This is a genomic window from Falsiruegeria litorea R37, assembly GCF_900172225.1.
Taxonomy (GTDB): Bacteria; Pseudomonadota; Alphaproteobacteria; order Rhodobacterales; family Rhodobacteraceae; genus Falsiruegeria; species Falsiruegeria litorea.
Map to the genome: position 1 here is coordinate 459,557 of NZ_FWFO01000001.1, position 16,624 is coordinate 476,180.

Here is a 16,624-nt window from a genome sequence, read left to right on the forward strand (position 1 = left end):
ACCAAAATGGTACCCTAAATGGTACCCTAACGGAGAACCGACATGGCGGAAGTGAGTTACCGAAAGACACAGCGGGGCGCGGAATTGGTCACGGTCGCGAAGACCGAGGACCTGCGGTTCGGGGAGTCACTTTACCTGCGGGTTAGCCCCGGCGGAGCGAAGAATTGGACGCTGCGGTATTCACACGGCGGCAAGCGCAAGAAAATGAGGCTCGGCTCAATGCCGGGGGTCACACTGGCTGCCGCTCGTGCTGCTGCGCTGGTGGCCAAGGCGATGTTGGCCGAGGATGTTGACCCCGCCGCCCAGCGCCGTGAGGACAAAGCGGAGGAAGCGCACGAGGCCACCACGTTCGGTCAGGTGGCGCGGATGTCCTTTGGGAAAATCAGGCGATTTGGAAATCCGACAAGCACCGGAACAGGTGGTGGCGGAATATCGAAGTGGATTGCGCGCCGATCTTTGACAAGCCTATAGGTGATCTGAACAAGACCGATGTTCTGAAGTGCTTGTTGCCCATCTGGCACGTGAAACCCGAGACCGCGCGCCGGACAAAACAGCAAATGAGTCGCTTGTTCAAATATGCGACCGCCCGCGATCTCTACGCCATGGCAAACCCCGTCGAACTGGCCGCGCCTGCGCTGGGCAAACAGGTGGACAAGGTGAAGAGTCATAAGGCGGGCCGTGGCAGGACGCCCCGGCGGTCTATGCGGCTCTGGCGGAGCGCGAGGCTATGTCCGCGCGAGCTTGTCAGCTTGCCATGTTGAGCGGCCTGCGATCTGAATCTGTCCGTACCCTGCGGTGGTTCGACCTGTATCTGGATCACGATGACGGGCCGATGGCGATTGTCGCAGCGGAGAATATGAAGGCCACATTGGATAGGGCCGTGGAGTTCCGTTTCCCGCTGTCCGACGCCGCCGTGTCGCTGTTGGATTCGATTGAGGATGTGGGGGTGGAACTGGTGTTTCCCTTCCCGCAGCGCGGCAAGGATGGCCGGGATAGACCACTAACCGACATGGCGCTGCTGACGCAGTTTAAGAAGGCGACCGGCGACCCCGAAGCCACTGTCCACGGCCTGCGGGCCACGTTCAGGACGTGGATGCAAGATCAGGTTGTGAGTAGCGACGTAGCTGAGACCTGCCTACAGCACGAGATCAACAGCACGTCGGTCGAGGCACGCTACATGCGCAGCGACATCTTGGAATTGCGCCGCCCGGTCATGCAACGCTGGGGGCAGCATTTGACCGACAGCAATTGCGGAGGTGACACCGGCGAGACGGATGATCCCGACATCGTGTCGCTGGATACCTTTAGGCGCAGCGGATAAAAAAGGTTTCCCTCCTTCGCCCTTCACGCCAGTTTTGATGATGAAACCCCGCAATCCTGCGGGCAAGGGCAGCACGCCCACATACTGAAAGGGATCGTGAGGGAATGCTAAATGAGTCAGACTGCGCCCAGTCTAAGTGCCGCCGATGTTGCGGATCATTTGAATGTCAGCCGCCGAACTGTCTGGCGGGTGGTTGAACGTGGCGATCTGCCCGAACCTATCCGCCTTGGCCGAATTGTCCGCTGGTCGCTGGCGAGTCTGCCAGCCATGGGCGAACCTGAAATCCCACCCTTGGATGTCGCCGCCTGACCTGAAAGGCGACGTCGGTTTTTGAAGTCCACGCGGATCACATTCGACTCGGTTTCCTCGTATGGCGGGGTGCTCACAGGCCCGGCGCGGGCGTCTGCCACGGCGTAGGCGCTGGGCTGGTCAGGCGTGGACACGGGTGGGTTTTGGGGGTGTTGCATCGGTCATTGGGCTGCCTCCAGCTCGGTCAAGGTTTGGCCGATCAGCAAATCAACGGGAACCCCGATTGCTTTTCGATCCGCCCATGCGAGTCTCTTTTCACCGAACTGCCAAGTCCAGAGAACACCGCCGGGACGGTCCAGAAGCTCACGGCCTTCGGGCGTCATGTTGGCGGCTGACCGCCGCAGCGAAGGCGATCCAGTCGGCACTCTTTTGAACAGTCATTCAGCGCTCCAGAAAGATGAGGTTGGTCCAGTGATAAGAACAACAGTAGAAATTAAAAACTTCAATCGAAAGTTCGGCCCAAACCTGCCGTCCGCAAGGAGCTTGGATGCTGCGGTCGCACCCCGCATTGCCGACATTCGTTGCGAGCGCGAAACCAGAGGTCGCTCGACCTCACATTCTGCGGACAAAACTGCCGCTCGACTTTTAACATTCAACTGGCGCTTTCGAACCAGAGCCGCCGTCCGTGCGAGATGCGATTGGTGACCGTTTCCAGCCCAATGCAGACGTGCCATTCCAGCACCTCGGGCGGATTGCGGACCTTCGCTGTACTTTGCGGCAATGGCAGCTCTGCCGAGGCTATGTAGTCATGGTCGAGTGCAATTTTTCGAACTTGTTATTGGTTCAAATCATTCTATCATAATTCTTGAAGATCACGGTTCGAATGTCAAAAATTGATACAGGGTTAACAATGAAAAGCTCCGCAAATTCAACGGCCACATTTTTGAGCGTTATCTTCTTAGCGTCGCCTGTCCTATCGCAAACGGCCGACATGGTTTTTACCAACGCATCGGTTCTGACGATGAACGATGCCCAACCTACAGCCGAAGCTGTCGCCGTCACGGGAAACAAAATCACTTTTGTAGGGTCCGCTGCTGATGTGCAGGCGGTGATCGGCGATAACACTGAAGTTTTCGATCTTGACGGTGATACTTTGCTGCCCGGATTCGTCAGCGGGCACGATCATTTAATCGCATCCGGTTGGAACTCTCGTGGCGTCAGCCTGTTCGGGATTGAGACCATAGAAGAAGCGGTGGCGGCCGTCAGGGAATACTCCGAGGCCAATCCAGATGAACAGGTGATACTGGGATATGGTTTCAACCGTAACAATTTTGGCCGATGGCCGACCAAAGAGGAACTTGACGAGGCTGTTTCTGACCGTCCGGCATTTATCCTCGATTATACAATTCACGACATCTGGATGAACTCCAAAGCGTTTGAAGTTGGTGAGGTTCCCGAGGATGACGCCGATCAGGTTCCCGGCGTGATGTACTGGCAAAGGACCGATGCCGGTGATCTTTCCGGAGTGGGGATCGAATTCCAATGGGCCAGCGCTTACCAGAAGGCTGGTGCTTGGAATCCGGCAGAAGATATTGCCCAGTTCCAGCAGGTCAACTATGGGGAAGCCGTCAAACTCGGTATGACATCAGTTCACATTCCCATGATGGCTATGCCGACGGTGACCGACGCGGAGTTGCTAAAAGGGGACGAGCAACTTGTCTTGGATTACTTACACGGCCTCGAGGAAACAGGCGACCTTTCCGTCAGAACCTTTGTCGCAACGGGCTTCAAAGATCCAAATGGCAAGGCAGACGATGTCGTCGCACATACGTTGGCGCTGAAAGAGAAATACAACAGTGACATGTTGAGAATTTGGGGCATCAAGATTCACCCAGAAGGCAATTGGGGGTCGATGACATCTTGGCAGCTTGAAAACTATGAGGGAACGAACACCAGAGGCGCGGCGGCTATTGAGGGCGGAAGCATCATGGCCGTTTACCTTTTGGCCAACGCTGCGGGATTGCCGGTGGGAACTCATGTGGACGGTTCCCAAACCGTGCGCAATGCCGTCGATGCGATCTTGGCTTCAAAGGAGGCGGGTTTTGATGTGCCAAACAATCTGTTGCATCACTACTTCACCGTCGGCGACCGCGAGCACAAGCGGGTGATCGAGAACGGTATCATGGTCAATACGACGCCTGCTTTCCAATCTGACTGGGATGGTGAAGCCGATACGGCCCTCAAAGTTCTGGGGCGCGCTCGGGTCGAAGCCCAGTATGCGCGTTACTCATCGCTCATGGCTATTGGGCACAATGTTTCGATTGCGTCTGACTTGCCGTCGTCACCCATCAATATGCTGGCCCCGCTTTACAACGTCGAAATAGTCATGACGTTGCAAGATCCGCATAACGAGAATTCGCAACCGTTTCCACTATCGCGCAAACCGGCGGCTCTAGACCAGGCTTTGAAGGCGGTAACACTTTTTCCAGCCATGCAGCAGAATATGCAGGACAAGATTGGAAGCCTTGAGGTTGGTAAATATGCCGATCTGGTCGTATTGGAGCAGGACATAACAAAAACTGCGCCACGTGATATTGCTGACATCAAAGTTGTTGGCACAATCATGAATGGTACGTTTACCCATCGTGATGGGCTGTAGGCAGGGAACGCGGAAAAGTTGACTTGTGGCAAAAGGGGGTGGCAATTTAGTCGGCCCCCAAGTTGTCAGCACGAAGCGTGGCAGCGTGGTCCAGAACCCACTTCCATTCGTTATCAGTCATAACGAGTAAAGCGGTTCAGTAGACCAGCACGACGAGGTTTTCACAATTTGTGCCTTACTTGCTGCGCGTGCTTGGCATGCTCCACTTAGTCTACGGCAGGGTGGACCTGACCATTTGTTGCTACTTAGCATCCGATGCTCTCAGCTTTGAACGATAGCGTGTAATTTTTCCGTCTTCCGTATTGAGGAGTTCAAAATTTCTATCGATCAATTTTCTTCGTCTCGAAAACGACGCCCTAAAAGCGGTGAAATTGAACCTAGTTATAGGAAAAAGAGTTCGCTCTCCGATACCGTCAACAACAACCAATCTACCGCCGCGCTCATCAGCACGGACGATGTTCTCCAGACTGAAATCTCCAAAGATAATCTTTGCTTTCTCCAGGTCGCTCAGAAGCTCATGCAACTCCCTCTGAAGTTCACGTCTCTGGGGGGCGTCTGGCTTCAACCCTTTCAAAATACTGTGAGCAGTTGGCGCAAGCCGCCCATCTGGTCCGGTCAGTTTCTCAACGACAAGTGCAGGTCCTTCCGTCGTCATCGCAAACCCAAAAAAACCTGCGAGGCGTTTGATCTCTACGCAGCCGCGGTTCATGGCGGAAAGGTACTCTGCGGCCTCCCGGTTCCATTGTCGTAGATTTCCGAAACGTATTTCCGCAGGTCTTCTGAAAAACTTCTTTTTTGGTGTGTCTCGTCGAACCTTCAGTAACATACCCAACCGATCTGGGTGGTCGAATATTTTGTGGTTTCGGCTAATTTTCAAAACCTGCATGTTTGTTAAATCAAGCATCTCGGAAACCGTTGGTAACAAGGAAAATGTTCATTTTATTGCAATGGCGTGACGTTTGACTTACAGTGGAATTCCAAATTTCGGCCCACATTAGTAAAATGGAAGTGATCTCTGCTCCCTTGGTGTCCAGGGACAAGTCAGATGACAGCTCCTTCAGAAAATTGGGAGCACTGAGATACTTCAATTTCATAAAGTCGCCTTCAAAAATGAAGCTCTTTTCCGTTTTTGTCCAGAATCAAAGTTGTAGGAGAACTGCTCGATATCTCGAGAGTATACTTCAGCTATCATGGATTTAGAATTTGTGTTGAAATACTCCCTATAATCAGATCTTCGTGTTTTCTTTCTGTGGCGAAAGAATTTTCGATCCAAGCCGATTTCCTTAAGGACAGCAGAAAAGTCTTCGTCATAATTTTCAAACCGACCGAGGAAGCTAATGGGCTTGTCACTTTTTTCAACTTCCAGGAATTCCCATTGAGGTTGAAAGTACCGTATCTTCAGGAACCTTTCCGGGTGTTTTCCAAACACGTCTACAAAATCTTCAAAGGATTTGTGAGATGTCACAGATTCAATCTGTGGTCTACGCTGACAGATATAATGATATGCCGAAACGAAACGGTCCCAAGGATTTCGCACAAAGCTGAAACTGAAGTAGTCGACAGCATCACCTCCGAGCACTTCGAGAAACTCTGATAAAGTTTCACGCCCTTCTCCGCGAGGGTCAATCTGACGTGACTTGCGGCCCCAAAAGCGGTCACGCTTCAGCAGGGTTGTCGCAGTTGAACCGCCGTTCTTGGGTATGTGTACAAATATGGTTTTTATGTCATTGTAGATTGGCATAATTTCGCCTTAAGACTATTATACAACTTCGCTTTACGGTGATTTTTAGTTAATTCGAGAAAGGAACAGAGCTGTTGTGGCTGTGAACCAAGAGGCTAGAACCTGTAAGCCACACGAAAGGTCAGACTCCCAACATCAAGGTCAGTTTCCGACGCCGCTTCGCCGAACTTCCCGTTGAGCTTCCGGATCGTGTAATCCGCTCCAAACAACCAACGTTCCGAAAGATTGTATTCCATTCCCAGACCAACACTTGGACCGAAAAGATTAGTTTGGTTCGGTCGAGGCGTGAATACGCTACCAGGGTGCACTCGGAACTTTGCCCAGGACCAACCCGCGGCGCCATAGAACAACACTTTGCCTCTAACATAACCCAGCCTAAACCGCAGATCGGCATATTCCATTACCTCTCTGTCTTCCGGAGTTGCAGGATCTCGGTCCGCCAGTCGAACTAGATTAACATACCGGATTTCAGCCCCATAGACGAGGTCGTTCTTGCGGATATTGTATCCAACAAAGCCGCCAAAACCCCGGCCATTGCCAGGTTCAAATCGCGATCTTACTGTCCCACCTGCAAGCACAGGGTATTCTGTAGTCCCGCTAGCGGATGCATATCCCAGCTCCAGACCAGCATATGCGCCAGAAAAAAGACTGGCCTCAGTTCCTGAGCCGTGATTGCCAAAAAATTGTGCATTCGCAGCCTGAGCGCTGATACCGAAAGCAATCAACAATGCTGATCGAAGAAGTGCGTTTATCAAGAGGTTGAACTCCACTGTGTTTTGCCCGGTTTGGATTGCGGACTAATCCCTCATAATTGTAGGGTGGAAGTAGAGAATTGAAAGAAAATTGTCGAACCTGAAACCAACGACCACCCGGCCTTCGTTTGGTAATTCCAGGTCAAACCCCATTGATGTTCTATGCGCCGCAACTCAACGGCCGTCATGAACCCGTGCTCCACCAGCGACTGCTTCTCTACCACCGGACAAAAGGTATTTTTTGACCCGGAGGAGCCTATGTGCGTGTGTGGTTGTTTCCAAAAGATAATATGAAAAAATACCGGCGATAATCGCGTAAGGTCGCTTGCTTTGTTGCAGAATTTTCTATTTAATTTTGGCTGTCAGATTGCCGACCGCTGCCTGGAAAAACCATGAAACTGCAAAGCGCGATGTTTAAACGCCAGATGATAGCCTTTGTGTCAATCGGCATTCTGATGTTGTTGCCTGAATTGAGCTTGGCCCAGCAACAAATTGGGTGGCGGGATCTCACGATTCCAGTCGAACCGCAGGACGATCCGTATTTTGCCCTTGGCTTTGAATCACGCAAAGCACTGGAGGAGTTGTTGGTTCTTGAGAGTTATCGCGAAGACGATAACGATTTGTCTGCCAAGGCTAGTCAGCGTGTGGCGGAACTCCATGAAGAACTCGCTTCAGCGGGTTTGGGTGCGCAGGCGTTGATTGACAAAGACCGAAATTTCCAGGCGAAGATCGTGGCGCAGCGCTCGATGGTGCGAGCGGAATGGGACGGTTTAGAGATCAAAATTCCAGGTTATGTGCTGCCACTGGAATTCAACGGCAATCAAGTGGTTGAGTTTCTGCTTGTGCCATATGTCGGCGCCTGCATTCACACGCCACCGCCACCTGCCAATCAAATCGTTCATGTACGGTCCAACGTGAGTTTTCAGGCGAACGGCCTGTTCATCCCGGTTTGGGTCACAGGAAAAATGACAATCGAAAAATCGCAACAAAGCGTGGGATTGTCGGACGGTGTAACGGGGTTTGAGGTTGGCTATGCACTGCACGCCACCGAGGTCGTAGAATACAAGCAATAAGGTGTCCCAGAAAATTGCTTTCATAGCATCCAAGATTTCCGCATCACGGTCGTCATCGTCAAGCAAACGTCAAGAACTTAGCGTCCGAAAGAAAAAGAACCGCCTTCTTACCTGATACCCTGGAGAGCAAGATGAGACATATTTTCAAACCCACGGTTGCCAGCGCTTTTCTGTCTGTCAGCTCGATGGCGGCATATGCTGACGCAAATTGTGATGCGTCTTGTCAGGCTGCGCGAAAGGCGGCGAACCCGCTTGCAGATGTCCGCGCGATAATGACCGACAACACAGTCTCCTTCAAAACCGGCACGAACAACGAAGACAGCTACAATTTCCAGCTACAGCCGGTTTACGCAGTTCCATTGGAGGGGGCGAATTTGGTCCTTCGCGGAATCATTCCGATTCAAGGGGTTCAGCCCGGTGCGGCCCTTCCACCGGGTATTTCGGGCCCTACGCCTAACACCGATCTTGAATGGGGCATCGGCGATTCAACGGTTCAAGCATTTTATGCGCCCACTGCAACCGGCAACATTGCGTATGGTTTTGGGGCACAGGTTTCTTTGCCGACACACACGAAAGCCTCTTTAGAAGGTCCCGGCTGGGGTGCTGGTCCAGCGGCCGTGGTGTTCGGGCAATCAGGTGATCTCTCTTGGGGTGCGGTTTTGGCCCATATGTGGGGAGAGAACAATTACAGCACCACGATCTTGCAGCCGATTGTGAACTACGGTCTCGGTAGCGGGTGGTACATTGGGTACAACAATGTGGTGTCCTACAATTGGAAAGCGCCCAACAACGATGAGGCCTGGCAGGTTCCCTTGGGCCTGATGGTAGGGCGTACAATTGTCACGAACGAAGAGTCCGGCACTGCCGTCGACGTGAATGTTGGATATTACACGGTCAACAGATCCCCTACAGGAGGCCCTGACAGGCAGTTCAAATTTGGCCTGTCTTTCTTCTTCTAGGAGGGTGGGCGGTTGCGGGAAAGCCTGGTCTTGTAAACTAGTCAGCGAGAGAGCGGGAAATCGCATCCATTGCCGACCACCCCAGCACAATGTTTTCTTTGTCTGCGCTGACTGGCAGAGACGAAAATTTGACGACAACGGTGCGGGTTGTCGGGTTGATCCAGATATGTTGGCCGTTCACGCCAACCGCGAAAAACGACCCGTTGTCGTCTTTGGTGACGTACCATTGGTTGCGATAATATCCATCTGGCCAGAATTTGACATAAGATGTTGGTTGCCAAGCTGAATTATTCCCGTTGAACCGGATATCGTCCACCCAACCAGATGGAACGATCTGGCGTCCATTTGCAAATCCATCGTCCAGGACCATCTGCCCAAACCGAGCCAGATCACGCAGTGTCAGAACAAAGCCCCCGTTTGCGGCCACGGCCCCGTGATAGTCGACAGTGATATGGCCATCATGTTCCACCCCCAACTTCGACCAGATCGCATCGCTCATGAAATCGGCAAAACGTCGCCCCGAGGCACGTTCGATCAGCAGCCCCAGAACATCCGTGTTTATGGACGCATAGTGAAAGACTTCGCCATGAGGGCGTGTGTCATCCTTTTTGATTGTTCCGGCAAAAGACAGAATACCATCCAATGCGCCCGGAGCGTTTTCCCCCCGCCAAGCAGTTGCCGCCTCATGTGCCACAACTTCAGAGTTGGGGTCGGCATAGTCTTCGCTGAATTTGATCGCCGTTGTCATATCCAGAATTTGACGAACCGTCACATCGCCAAATCCGGGCGCGCCTTCTAGCTCTGGTAGATAATCGGTAATGGGAGAAATCGGATTCAATCGGCCATCCTGCACCAGAATGCCAGCAAGCGTGCCAGTCACCGATTTTGACACGGACATCAAAAGGTGTCGCGTGTCAGGTTTCATGCCGTTGAAGTATTTTTCATAGACAATCTGCCCATCGTTCAGGACGATAAACCCATCAGTGTAAGTTTGTACAAGCATGTCCGAGACGGACATCGGGTTTCCGTCCAATCCCTCAAACTGAACACCCGACAAATCCACAAGATCCCGGCCAAGCGGCGCCACCGCTCCTGAGCCTCGACTGATATTGGCAACATGCAGGAACTCGCTGATGTGCTGAAAGGCCCAGCGATTATCGGGGCCTTTGTCCCAAGCCGCAATATCAATCGTTTTGGACGACGCGGTGCCCGTCATGATCTCCATTTCCGCTGCGGTCATCGGGCGACCGTCAACCATATTGTCTTGCGCAATCGCCACACTACCAAGCGCCGCAACAGTGCTGACAATGACCGCTGTTAGCCAAAATGACATGCGTTTGACAGGCATGAAGCTTGCTCCTGGTATTGGGCGAAACTGGGTTTCACAGAAATTGCGCACTTCAGGCCAACCACTGTGTGGCGGTTGGTCTGCGCGATCAGTTACCGTTCAGTCTCGTCCGTCATCTACAGTCAAAGGCGAACGATAGTCTTTCTCGTCAATGCCCGATTTGCGCAGAGCGATCCCAACAAGGCATTCGCGAATGATCCGTTCAGACGTCAACACAGATTCGTACCCGTGCCCCCGTTCTGGTGCCAATTCTACCAATTCAAACCCGACCACATTGGATTCTGCGCACAGACGGCGGATCAATGGAAACACTTCCCGAGGTGTCAGGCCATTGGGTTCGGGGGTTCCCGTTCCGGGTATGTAGGCGGGGTCCAGCACGTCAACATCAAACGAGATGTACATGTATTCGGGGCCATCATTGGCTTCCTTGAGCACGTCTTCCATAACGGGTTCCCAGCCGCGCAATTCGACCTCGCCCATTGTGTGATAGCGAAACCCTTGTTCGCGCATCCACTCGAATGAGCTTTTTGAGGGGTAGTATCCACGCAGGCCAACCTGAATGTAATTTTTGCCCGGAACATGACCTTCATCGATCAGGCGGTAAATCGGCTGTGAGTGACTGATCAAATGGCCAAAAACGTTCTTGCCCGCATCATAGTGCGCATCGAAATGGACCACACCGACGTTACCCTTGCCGTAAACATCAGACAGCGCTGCAACGTTGGAATACATCAGCGAATGGTCACCACCCACGATAACGGGAATGATGTTTTCACCTCGCTGGTTCTTGGTTGCGACCACAGGTGCCAAGAACTCTCGCACTGCGTCCATCGTCCGGTGGGTGCTCCACGGGTCATTGGGGGCGTCGCCATAGTCTACAACGTTCAGCACCTCAAATGGGTTGACCATTGTATGCATGTGTTCGGCGCGCATGACGCCCCATGCCATTGGTCCTGGCAGGGCACGTATCGCCATCGGCCCAAGGGCTGCGCCGCGTACGCCACCTCCCATATCGTTGTAAGCAGCAATGACGGCGACATCTACATCACCGGCAACCAAATCCTCTGTTGTGAACGCAAGCGGCTGTTTGAAAAACGTAGGAATACCAGCGAACCCCAATCCACCCGGATAACGCTGAACATTTATGGGGCCCGCTTCACGGCCATTGCCCAGGTCGTCTCGCGGCGTTTTCCACAGCTCGTAACTGGGGTCAGACGTATCCATCGGGATTGTTGGCTCGATGGTTTTTTTGCCTTCAGCAAAACCTGAAGATGCCGCCACGATCCCGACCAGCCCGATGGCAGCAGCGTAGAATTTGTACGTGTTTTCAAACATCAATAACTCCTGTTGACCGGGATTGCGGCTTGCCGCAAACTTGTCACGTTGCACGACAATGTTATCTGACTTGGTTCACCGGTCTCGAAAAATGAGTATGCAGTTTCGGAAAATTTGACGTCGATGAGGATGTGGATGACGCTGCCGATCCAACTTCCAAAAATAGCGCACTTCGCGGTTGTTCGCCGCCAGTTGGCATGAGCGTAACATATCAAGAATTTGCAGACTTTGGCCAAACAGCGTCCGCTTTTGGAGGATGGGATTTGGAAACAGTCCAAGTTGATACGGGTCCGACAACTTCGATTGTGAAGACGCGCTGCCTGCCGGACGTGGAACTTCTGTTCAACCAGGAAACCCATGGAGGCGTCTCGGATTGGCTAATTGAAAAGGGCAAAACGACTGTAGCATTCTATCATCCAAGCATGATGCCCGGAGCCTGGTGCGGGCACGAAGTTGGACCTGACGACATGCTGGTTACAACTTCGGATCGCGATCATTTCGCACGCACTCCACACAACTTGAGCATGGTGATGCTGACGGCACAAACAGACCTTTTTGACCGGTATAACGCCTTACCGTGCAAAACTAGGGGACTGGTAAGTTCCAGTAGCAACGCCGTCGTCCCGTTGATGCAAGCCGGTCGACAATTGCGCATGCTCCTGTTTGAGCTGATGTTGTCTGACCGAATTGAATTGTTGTTTGACGATCTAGCGCTTCAGGGCGAGATATTGTGTCTTCTTGGCACAGCACTGGATGAAGCCAGCGCAATGCAACAACCAAAAACTCGACCAGTGGCTAGTTTTGACCTGGTTCAACGGGCTGTTCGGCTGGCAAATCACTCGTCTGATCGGATCGGAGCAAGTGCTCTGGCATCAACTCTTGGGGTCAGCTTGCGGGTTCTAGACCTTGCATTTCGACAGGAACTTGGGATCAGCCCTGGTCGTTACATGTTGCAACAACGTTTGCAGTGCGTCCGCTCGGAGATCCTTCAACCAGACCTTGACGGAATTCTGATCAAGCAAATTGCAATTCGAAATGGGTTCAACGACCTGGGCAGATTTGCCCAGTACTATCGTCGGATGTATGGCGAACTCCCCAGTCAAACATTGGAAAGCAACTGATCCAAGGGGGCCGACGTGTTCACACCTATCCATTCGTCGTTGGCAAAAGAGCAAGTTGATTGCTTGGTTCCACAAAAAAACTTGTGAGGTGTTGTATGGTTGATCTGCTTGGCTATTTAGGCGGCGTTTTCCTGATGATCAGCTTTCTCCCGCAGATCTTCAAATCCATGCGAACTCGTTCGATGACTGATCTGTCTTGGGGGACTCTCGCGGCTTCAGGTCTGAGCGGAGCATTCTATGAAGCTTATGCGTTTTTTCTCGGGCTTACTCCAGTCTTGATAATGAACGGCGTGTTTGTCGCCAGCATTATTTGTGCGATGGTGATGAAGTATCAATTCGACCGGTCAATGGCATAATCATGTGGCAGCTTTCTACGTATTGCCGACCCTGATGACGTGTACGGTGTGGATGCCTGGGCTTTCCATACCGCGAATGGCGGCTTTTCCAAAATTGTCTCAATGTCCGAGCAGGTGCGGCGAATTCACACTTCCCGCCGCTCGCGCAGTTTCCCCATGCCCACCTTGAACAGGGGGCGGGCGTGAGGTGTAAACTATGCCTCGGGTCAATTGGCGGTTTCGCGGCCGGTCGCGGACAGCATGATGTGACGAGCCGTCGCCCCAGTGTTCTCAATCTCTTAATGTGGCGTAAAATTTGGTTAAGCTATCGAAATTGAGATAAAATTAATTGCTCCCGCCTCCATATTGAAAGGATCACAAACGGCAACATTGAGGTAACGCATGACAGTAACAGTGAATCAAACGGAGGTGGCCGCACTGGTGGGCGTCACGCCCCGCAGAATACGGACCTTGGAATCTGAGGGCTGGTTTTCACGTGACGCGCACGGGAAATACGATGTCGACGAAGTGAAACAAGTCTTCGCTGGGATGAATCCTAGCAACCGCTTGGCGGGCAACCTGAACAACGGGAAAGGCTATACCATCGGAGCCAACTCCAACGCTGCTGCGGTTGCCGATGATGAGTGCCTCGTGATCAGTGGGGGAAAGCACGTGCCATCATACAAGGCGGCCAACTCTATGTTCCGGTGCCTGATTGGGTGGCCGAGGGGAGCATTGCTTACCCCGACGACAGAGATACCTCCCCGACCTTTATGACTGACACAGCAAGGGCAGCAGGCAATTTGAACGCGGGTGAGCGGGTTGACGCGGCGGAGGCGATGATACTCAACGCGCTGGGCGGCTGGCACCCCCTTGGCGTTCATGATGGGTGGGGCAGAGATGTGGCGAAGATCATCGCCGTCGCGCGCCAGAGCTTCGATTTGCTGCGTGGGATTGAGCCGACAGAACTGACGCCTCCACCCTTCAATGGCTTCCCTGACGGGATCGCATGGGAGCGTGCCCGTAGCTACCATCAAATTGAGTTGTCGAATGCAGTTCAGGTAGGTGACATTGATTCTGCTTTGACATTGGTCGGCACGTGGGTCGCCCGCAACATGATGGGCGATCTGGCGGATCAGCATCAACACGACCAAAACGATGATTACTTGCCTCATGTAATCCCGGAGATTGCGGAAAGGGCAACTGAGGTAATAGCTGCAACAACGGTATGACAGAGCAATAAGAGACCGGGCTGCGCCAACCCCGGTCTCTCTTTTCGCGCTGGGCGGTATATTGTTACTTGCAGCAAACAGCGGAGAACTAACATGGACATGCCCAGCACACACGACGCAGACATCAACTTGAAGACAGCGGACCAGTGCCAGCTTTCCCCGGATCAACTACGGGGCCTGATCCAGTCCTGCGATGACGAACTTGCGGATATACGTAAGGATGTGGCGCGCGTGCAGGCTGAACGTCAGAGATATGCGGATATGCTGGCTGGGTGATCAGGTGGCTGACGATTCGGGTGGAGCGTGCGCTTTCAGCCGTTATCCGTGGCACCTCGCCCGAACCCCGGCACACCGGCCCGCTTTGTCTTCAGATGGTACCCGATTTGGTGCCCTTGCAAAAATCCAATTTGGATTTATCTAGAAATATCATATAGATATAGTGGGATTTTGGTGGAGCCTAGGGGAGTCGAACCCCTGACCTCTTGCATGCCATGCAAGCGCTCTCCCAACTGAGCTAAGGCCCCTTGCCACCGCTGCTGCGGTGGACGGACGTTTATGAAAGGACAGGCCCGAGCGCAAGTCCAAAAACACAGTTGATCCAAAAATTTTTGGGGCTCGGCTCGGCCTTGTGAACAGGCGATGCTGCAAATGAAAAGGCCGGGAAATTTCCCGGCCCATCAGTCATTCACGAGTCTTCATCTTCAGACGAGACGTCGGCGATTTCGTCCAAGGATACGTTGTCCTCGTCGTCATCGTCGTCCAGAACATCATCGCCCAGATCGACATCGACATCGTCGTCATCATCCAGAACGACGTCTTCTGCGTCCATCGACTGTTTGTTCTTCAGGTTTGCCGCATCTTCGGCATCCGCTGCGATCATCCGGCTTTTGCCGGTGTCCAGTTCTACGATTTCGCCCGTGTAGGGGCTGACAATCGGATCTTTGTTCAGGTCATAAAACCGTTTGCCGGTGGTCGGGCAAACGCGCTTTACGCCCCATTCTTCCTTGGGCATGTGAAATCCCCTTGATATCAGGTGAGTCGTCGATGATTCAGGTCACGTGCCACATGACGTGGGCACTGTCAAAGCCTTTGAGCAAATGGGAGCCCGCATGGCCGATCATCACCTGCCTGGACATCCGCCTGTACCGCTGACGGTGCGTCGGTCTGCCCGCGCGCGACGGATCAGTTTGCGGATCTCTCAACTTGATGGTCGGGTGACGTTGACCATGCCCAACGGGGTGCCGGAACGCCACGCGCTGGAGTTTGCTGCCGAGAAAGAGGATTGGATCAGATCCCATCTGGATGCGCGGCAATCGAACGAGATGGTGGACATTGGTTCAACCCTGCCGGTGGAAGGTGTTGCGCGCCATGTTGAGGTGGGAACAGGGCGCAACGTGGTTCTAAGCGAGCAGACCCTTGCGGTGCCCGGAAACTCCGCACCACGTCGGTTGGAACGGTTCCTCAAGGAGCTGGCGCGTGACCGGTTGGCGGCGGCTTCGGATCTCTATAGTGCGCGATTGGGTCAGTCCTATGCGCGGCTTTCGATCCGGGATACGCGCTCTCGTTGGGGATCGTGCAGCGCGCAGGGCGGGTTGATGTATTCTTGGCGGCTGATCTTGGCACCGCCGCCGATCCTGCAATATGTGGCCGCGCATGAAGTGGCACATCTGGTCGAGATGAACCATTCACAGGCTTTTTGGAATTTGGTCGAAGAGATTCACGGGCCTTACCGAGAGCAGAGACAATGGTTGCGGGACGAAGGTGCGTCCTTGCATCGCTATCGGTTCGACGGTTGACCCATTCGGGATTTGTGATCACATATGGTCACCATGATGAACGCCCGCACGACAGAACAGACCGCTTCCGCCCATGATCGCGTGTACCGCGTGCTGCGCACCCGGATCATGCACGGAGAGATCGCGCCAGGGCAGGCCATGACCCTGCGCGGGATCGGGTCCGAATTCGAGGTGTCCATGACGCCTGCACGCGAGGCTGTGCGGCGTCTGGTAGCCGAGGGCGCGCTGTTCTTGTCCGCCTCGGGCCGGGTGTCGACACCAGAGTTGACCAACGACCGGATCGAGGAATTGGCTGCATTGCGCGCCCTGCTTGAGGTCGAACTGGCCAGCCGCGCCTTGCCACGGGCCCATATCGCGCTGATCGACCGGTTGCAGACCATCAACATGAACGTGGCCGAGATGGTCACGAAACGCGACGCGGTGGGATACATTCGCGCCAACCTGGAATTTCACCGCACGCTTTATCTGCGGGCGCAGGCGCCGGCGATGCTGGCCATGGCTGAAACCGTCTGGCTGCAACTGGGGCCAACGATGCGGGCGCTTTATGGTCGATTGCGCCGGACCGATCCGCCACAGGGTCACAAGCTGATCATTGCCGCACTCAAGGCAGGAGATGAACCGGGGCTGCGCCTGGCCGTCCGCTCGGACGTGACGCAGGGCCTGCGGTTGCTAGTGACGTGAGGCGCGTTTGTGGGATTGCGCA

The 16,624-nt window shown here is 53.6% G+C and carries 21 protein-coding genes and 1 tRNA gene; 14 read left to right on the forward strand and 8 right to left on the reverse strand.

What is annotated here, in order from left to right:
- The first annotated feature begins 42 nt into the window (after nt 1-42).
- The 4 genes from TRL7639_RS02285 (at nt 43) to TRL7639_RS02295 (ending at nt 1,630) form a co-directional block, all read left to right on the forward strand.
- A complete protein-coding gene (locus TRL7639_RS02285) occupies nt 43-471 on the forward strand; it encodes an Arm DNA-binding domain-containing protein (RefSeq protein ID WP_085794183.1) in 429 nt (142 codons plus the stop codon).
- Entirely contained in the window at nt 438-761 is a 324-nt protein-coding gene (locus TRL7639_RS23530; protein WP_370808704.1) for a phage integrase central domain-containing protein, read from the forward strand. Before TRL7639_RS02285 ends, TRL7639_RS23530 begins: the two co-directional genes overlap by 34 nt.
- Nucleotides 710-1,321, forward strand: coding sequence for a tyrosine-type recombinase/integrase (locus tag TRL7639_RS02290; protein WP_268875840.1), 612 nt, complete (start codon nt 710-712; stop codon nt 1,319-1,321). Before TRL7639_RS23530 ends, TRL7639_RS02290 begins: the two co-directional genes overlap by 52 nt.
- Before the next feature lie 111 nt (nt 1,322-1,432).
- The gene (locus TRL7639_RS02295) at nt 1,433-1,630 is read left to right on the forward strand and encodes a helix-turn-helix transcriptional regulator (protein WP_085794185.1); all 198 of its coding nucleotides are present in this window, start codon (nt 1,433-1,435) and stop codon (nt 1,628-1,630) included.
- A 592-nt stretch (nt 1,631-2,222) separates the two neighbouring features.
- Here the strand turns inward: TRL7639_RS02295 and TRL7639_RS23430 are convergent.
- Nucleotides 2,223-2,351 (reverse strand): hypothetical protein, encoded by a 129-nt coding sequence (locus TRL7639_RS23430; protein WP_268875829.1) that lies wholly within the window; start codon nt 2,349-2,351, stop codon nt 2,223-2,225.
- 102 nt (nt 2,352-2,453) lie between these two features.
- Here TRL7639_RS23430 and TRL7639_RS02305 point away from each other — a divergent pair, with 102 nt between their 5' ends.
- Entirely contained in the window at nt 2,454-4,229 is a 1,776-nt protein-coding gene (locus TRL7639_RS02305) for an amidohydrolase (protein ID WP_085794187.1), read from the forward strand.
- Between the two features lie 241 nt (nt 4,230-4,470).
- On the opposite strand, the gene TRL7639_RS02310 is transcribed toward TRL7639_RS02305, so the two are convergent.
- The 3 genes from TRL7639_RS02310 to TRL7639_RS02325 form a co-directional block, all read right to left on the reverse strand.
- Nucleotides 4,471-5,154: a YrbL family protein gene (locus TRL7639_RS02310; protein WP_165759728.1), complete on the reverse strand. Its 684-nt coding sequence runs from the start codon at nt 5,152-5,154 to the stop codon at nt 4,471-4,473.
- Nucleotides 5,155-5,319: 165 nt separating this feature from the next.
- The gene (locus tag TRL7639_RS02320) at nt 5,320-5,970 is read right to left on the reverse strand and encodes a sulfotransferase family 2 domain-containing protein (RefSeq protein ID WP_085794190.1); all 651 of its coding nucleotides are present in this window, start codon (nt 5,968-5,970) and stop codon (nt 5,320-5,322) included.
- A gap of 95 nt (nt 5,971-6,065) precedes the next feature.
- Nucleotides 6,066-6,725 carry an outer membrane protein gene (locus TRL7639_RS02325; RefSeq protein WP_207559626.1) on the reverse strand — a complete coding sequence of 220 codons (660 nt, stop codon included), beginning with the start codon at nt 6,723-6,725 and terminating at the stop codon, nt 6,066-6,068.
- 389 nt (nt 6,726-7,114) lie between these two features.
- Between TRL7639_RS02325 and TRL7639_RS02330 the strand changes: the two genes are divergently transcribed.
- Both TRL7639_RS02330 and TRL7639_RS02335 read left to right on the forward strand, forming a co-directional pair.
- Nucleotides 7,115-7,795: a DUF3299 domain-containing protein gene (locus TRL7639_RS02330; RefSeq protein WP_085794192.1), complete on the forward strand. Its 681-nt coding sequence runs from the start codon at nt 7,115-7,117 to the stop codon at nt 7,793-7,795.
- Between the two features lie 272 nt (nt 7,796-8,067).
- Nucleotides 8,068-8,754, forward strand: a complete 687-nt coding sequence (locus TRL7639_RS02335) for a hypothetical protein (RefSeq protein WP_133057596.1) — start codon at nt 8,068-8,070, stop codon at nt 8,752-8,754.
- A 37-nt stretch (nt 8,755-8,791) separates the two neighbouring features.
- Here the strand turns inward: TRL7639_RS02335 and TRL7639_RS02340 are convergent, their stop codons facing one another.
- Both TRL7639_RS02340 and TRL7639_RS02345 read right to left on the reverse strand, forming a co-directional pair.
- Nucleotides 8,792-10,102 (reverse strand): serine hydrolase domain-containing protein, encoded by a 1,311-nt coding sequence (locus tag TRL7639_RS02340; protein ID WP_085794194.1) that lies wholly within the window; start codon nt 10,100-10,102, stop codon nt 8,792-8,794.
- Between the two features lie 99 nt (nt 10,103-10,201).
- A complete protein-coding gene (locus TRL7639_RS02345) occupies nt 10,202-11,437 on the reverse strand; it encodes an agmatinase family protein (protein ID WP_085796214.1) in 1,236 nt (411 codons plus the stop codon).
- Nucleotides 11,438-11,568: 131 nt separating this feature from the next.
- Between TRL7639_RS02345 and TRL7639_RS02350 the strand changes: the two genes are divergently transcribed.
- The 5 genes from TRL7639_RS02350 (at nt 11,569) to TRL7639_RS02370 (ending at nt 14,401) form a co-directional block, all read left to right on the forward strand.
- On the forward strand, nt 11,569-12,558 hold the full coding sequence (locus TRL7639_RS02350) for a helix-turn-helix transcriptional regulator (RefSeq protein ID WP_133057597.1): 990 nt from the start codon (nt 11,569-11,571) through the stop codon (nt 12,556-12,558).
- A 95-nt stretch (nt 12,559-12,653) separates the two neighbouring features.
- Nucleotides 12,654-12,914 carry a SemiSWEET family sugar transporter gene (locus tag TRL7639_RS02355; protein ID WP_085794196.1) on the forward strand — a complete coding sequence of 87 codons (261 nt, stop codon included), beginning with the start codon at nt 12,654-12,656 and terminating at the stop codon, nt 12,912-12,914.
- Between the two features lie 381 nt (nt 12,915-13,295).
- Entirely contained in the window at nt 13,296-13,670 is a 375-nt protein-coding gene (locus TRL7639_RS22990) for a hypothetical protein (RefSeq protein ID WP_085794197.1), read from the forward strand.
- Nucleotides 13,667-14,125 (forward strand): hypothetical protein, encoded by a 459-nt coding sequence (locus tag TRL7639_RS02365; protein ID WP_085794198.1) that lies wholly within the window; start codon nt 13,667-13,669, stop codon nt 14,123-14,125. Before TRL7639_RS22990 ends, TRL7639_RS02365 begins: the two co-directional genes overlap by 4 nt.
- Before the next feature lie 93 nt (nt 14,126-14,218).
- The gene (locus TRL7639_RS02370) at nt 14,219-14,401 is read left to right on the forward strand and encodes a hypothetical protein (RefSeq protein ID WP_085794199.1); all 183 of its coding nucleotides are present in this window, start codon (nt 14,219-14,221) and stop codon (nt 14,399-14,401) included.
- A 172-nt stretch (nt 14,402-14,573) separates the two neighbouring features.
- Here TRL7639_RS02370 and TRL7639_RS02375 read toward each other — a convergent pair.
- A tRNA-Ala gene (locus TRL7639_RS02375) sits at nt 14,574-14,649 on the reverse strand.
- 161 nt (nt 14,650-14,810) lie between these two features.
- Nucleotides 14,811-15,137, reverse strand: coding sequence for a TIGR02300 family protein (locus tag TRL7639_RS02380; protein WP_085794200.1), 327 nt, complete (start codon nt 15,135-15,137; stop codon nt 14,811-14,813).
- A gap of 97 nt (nt 15,138-15,234) precedes the next feature.
- On the opposite strand from TRL7639_RS02380, the gene TRL7639_RS02385 reads away from it, so the two are divergent.
- Nucleotides 15,235-15,921, forward strand: a complete 687-nt coding sequence (locus TRL7639_RS02385) for a M48 family metallopeptidase (RefSeq protein WP_085796215.1) — start codon at nt 15,235-15,237, stop codon at nt 15,919-15,921.
- A gap of 36 nt (nt 15,922-15,957) precedes the next feature.
- Nucleotides 15,958-16,602 (forward strand): GntR family transcriptional regulator, encoded by a 645-nt coding sequence (locus TRL7639_RS02390; RefSeq protein ID WP_370808930.1) that lies wholly within the window; start codon nt 15,958-15,960, stop codon nt 16,600-16,602.
- The last annotated feature ends 22 nt before the right edge of the window (nt 16,603-16,624 follow it).

Coding starts and splice junctions, on each gene's coding strand:
- TRL7639_RS02295 (WP_085794185.1), top strand. CDS start 1,433: ATGAGTCAGACTGCGCCCAGTCTAAGTGCCGCCGATGTTGCGGATCAT.
- TRL7639_RS02380 (WP_085794200.1), bottom strand. CDS start 15,137: ATGCCCAAGGAAGAATGGGGCGTAAAGCGCGTTTGCCCGACCACCGGC.
- TRL7639_RS02345 (WP_085796214.1), bottom strand. CDS start 11,437: ATGTTTGAAAACACGTACAAATTCTACGCTGCTGCCATCGGGCTGGTC.
- TRL7639_RS02320 (WP_085794190.1), bottom strand. CDS start 5,970: ATGCCAATCTACAATGACATAAAAACCATATTTGTACACATACCCAAG.
- TRL7639_RS02365 (WP_085794198.1), top strand. CDS start 13,667: ATGACTGACACAGCAAGGGCAGCAGGCAATTTGAACGCGGGTGAGCGG.
- TRL7639_RS02355 (WP_085794196.1), top strand. CDS start 12,654: ATGGTTGATCTGCTTGGCTATTTAGGCGGCGTTTTCCTGATGATCAGC.
- TRL7639_RS02285 (WP_085794183.1), top strand. CDS start 43: ATGGCGGAAGTGAGTTACCGAAAGACACAGCGGGGCGCGGAATTGGTC.
- TRL7639_RS02340 (WP_085794194.1), bottom strand. CDS start 10,102: ATGCCTGTCAAACGCATGTCATTTTGGCTAACAGCGGTCATTGTCAGC.
- TRL7639_RS02305 (WP_085794187.1), top strand. CDS start 2,454: ATGTCAAAAATTGATACAGGGTTAACAATGAAAAGCTCCGCAAATTCA.
- TRL7639_RS02370 (WP_085794199.1), top strand. CDS start 14,219: ATGGACATGCCCAGCACACACGACGCAGACATCAACTTGAAGACAGCG.
- TRL7639_RS02385 (WP_085796215.1), top strand. CDS start 15,235: ATGGCCGATCATCACCTGCCTGGACATCCGCCTGTACCGCTGACGGTG.
- TRL7639_RS02335 (WP_133057596.1), top strand. CDS start 8,068: ATGACCGACAACACAGTCTCCTTCAAAACCGGCACGAACAACGAAGAC.
- TRL7639_RS02330 (WP_085794192.1), top strand. CDS start 7,115: ATGAAACTGCAAAGCGCGATGTTTAAACGCCAGATGATAGCCTTTGTG.
- TRL7639_RS22990 (WP_085794197.1), top strand. CDS start 13,296: ATGACAGTAACAGTGAATCAAACGGAGGTGGCCGCACTGGTGGGCGTC.
- TRL7639_RS02390 (WP_370808930.1), top strand. CDS start 15,958: ATGAACGCCCGCACGACAGAACAGACCGCTTCCGCCCATGATCGCGTG.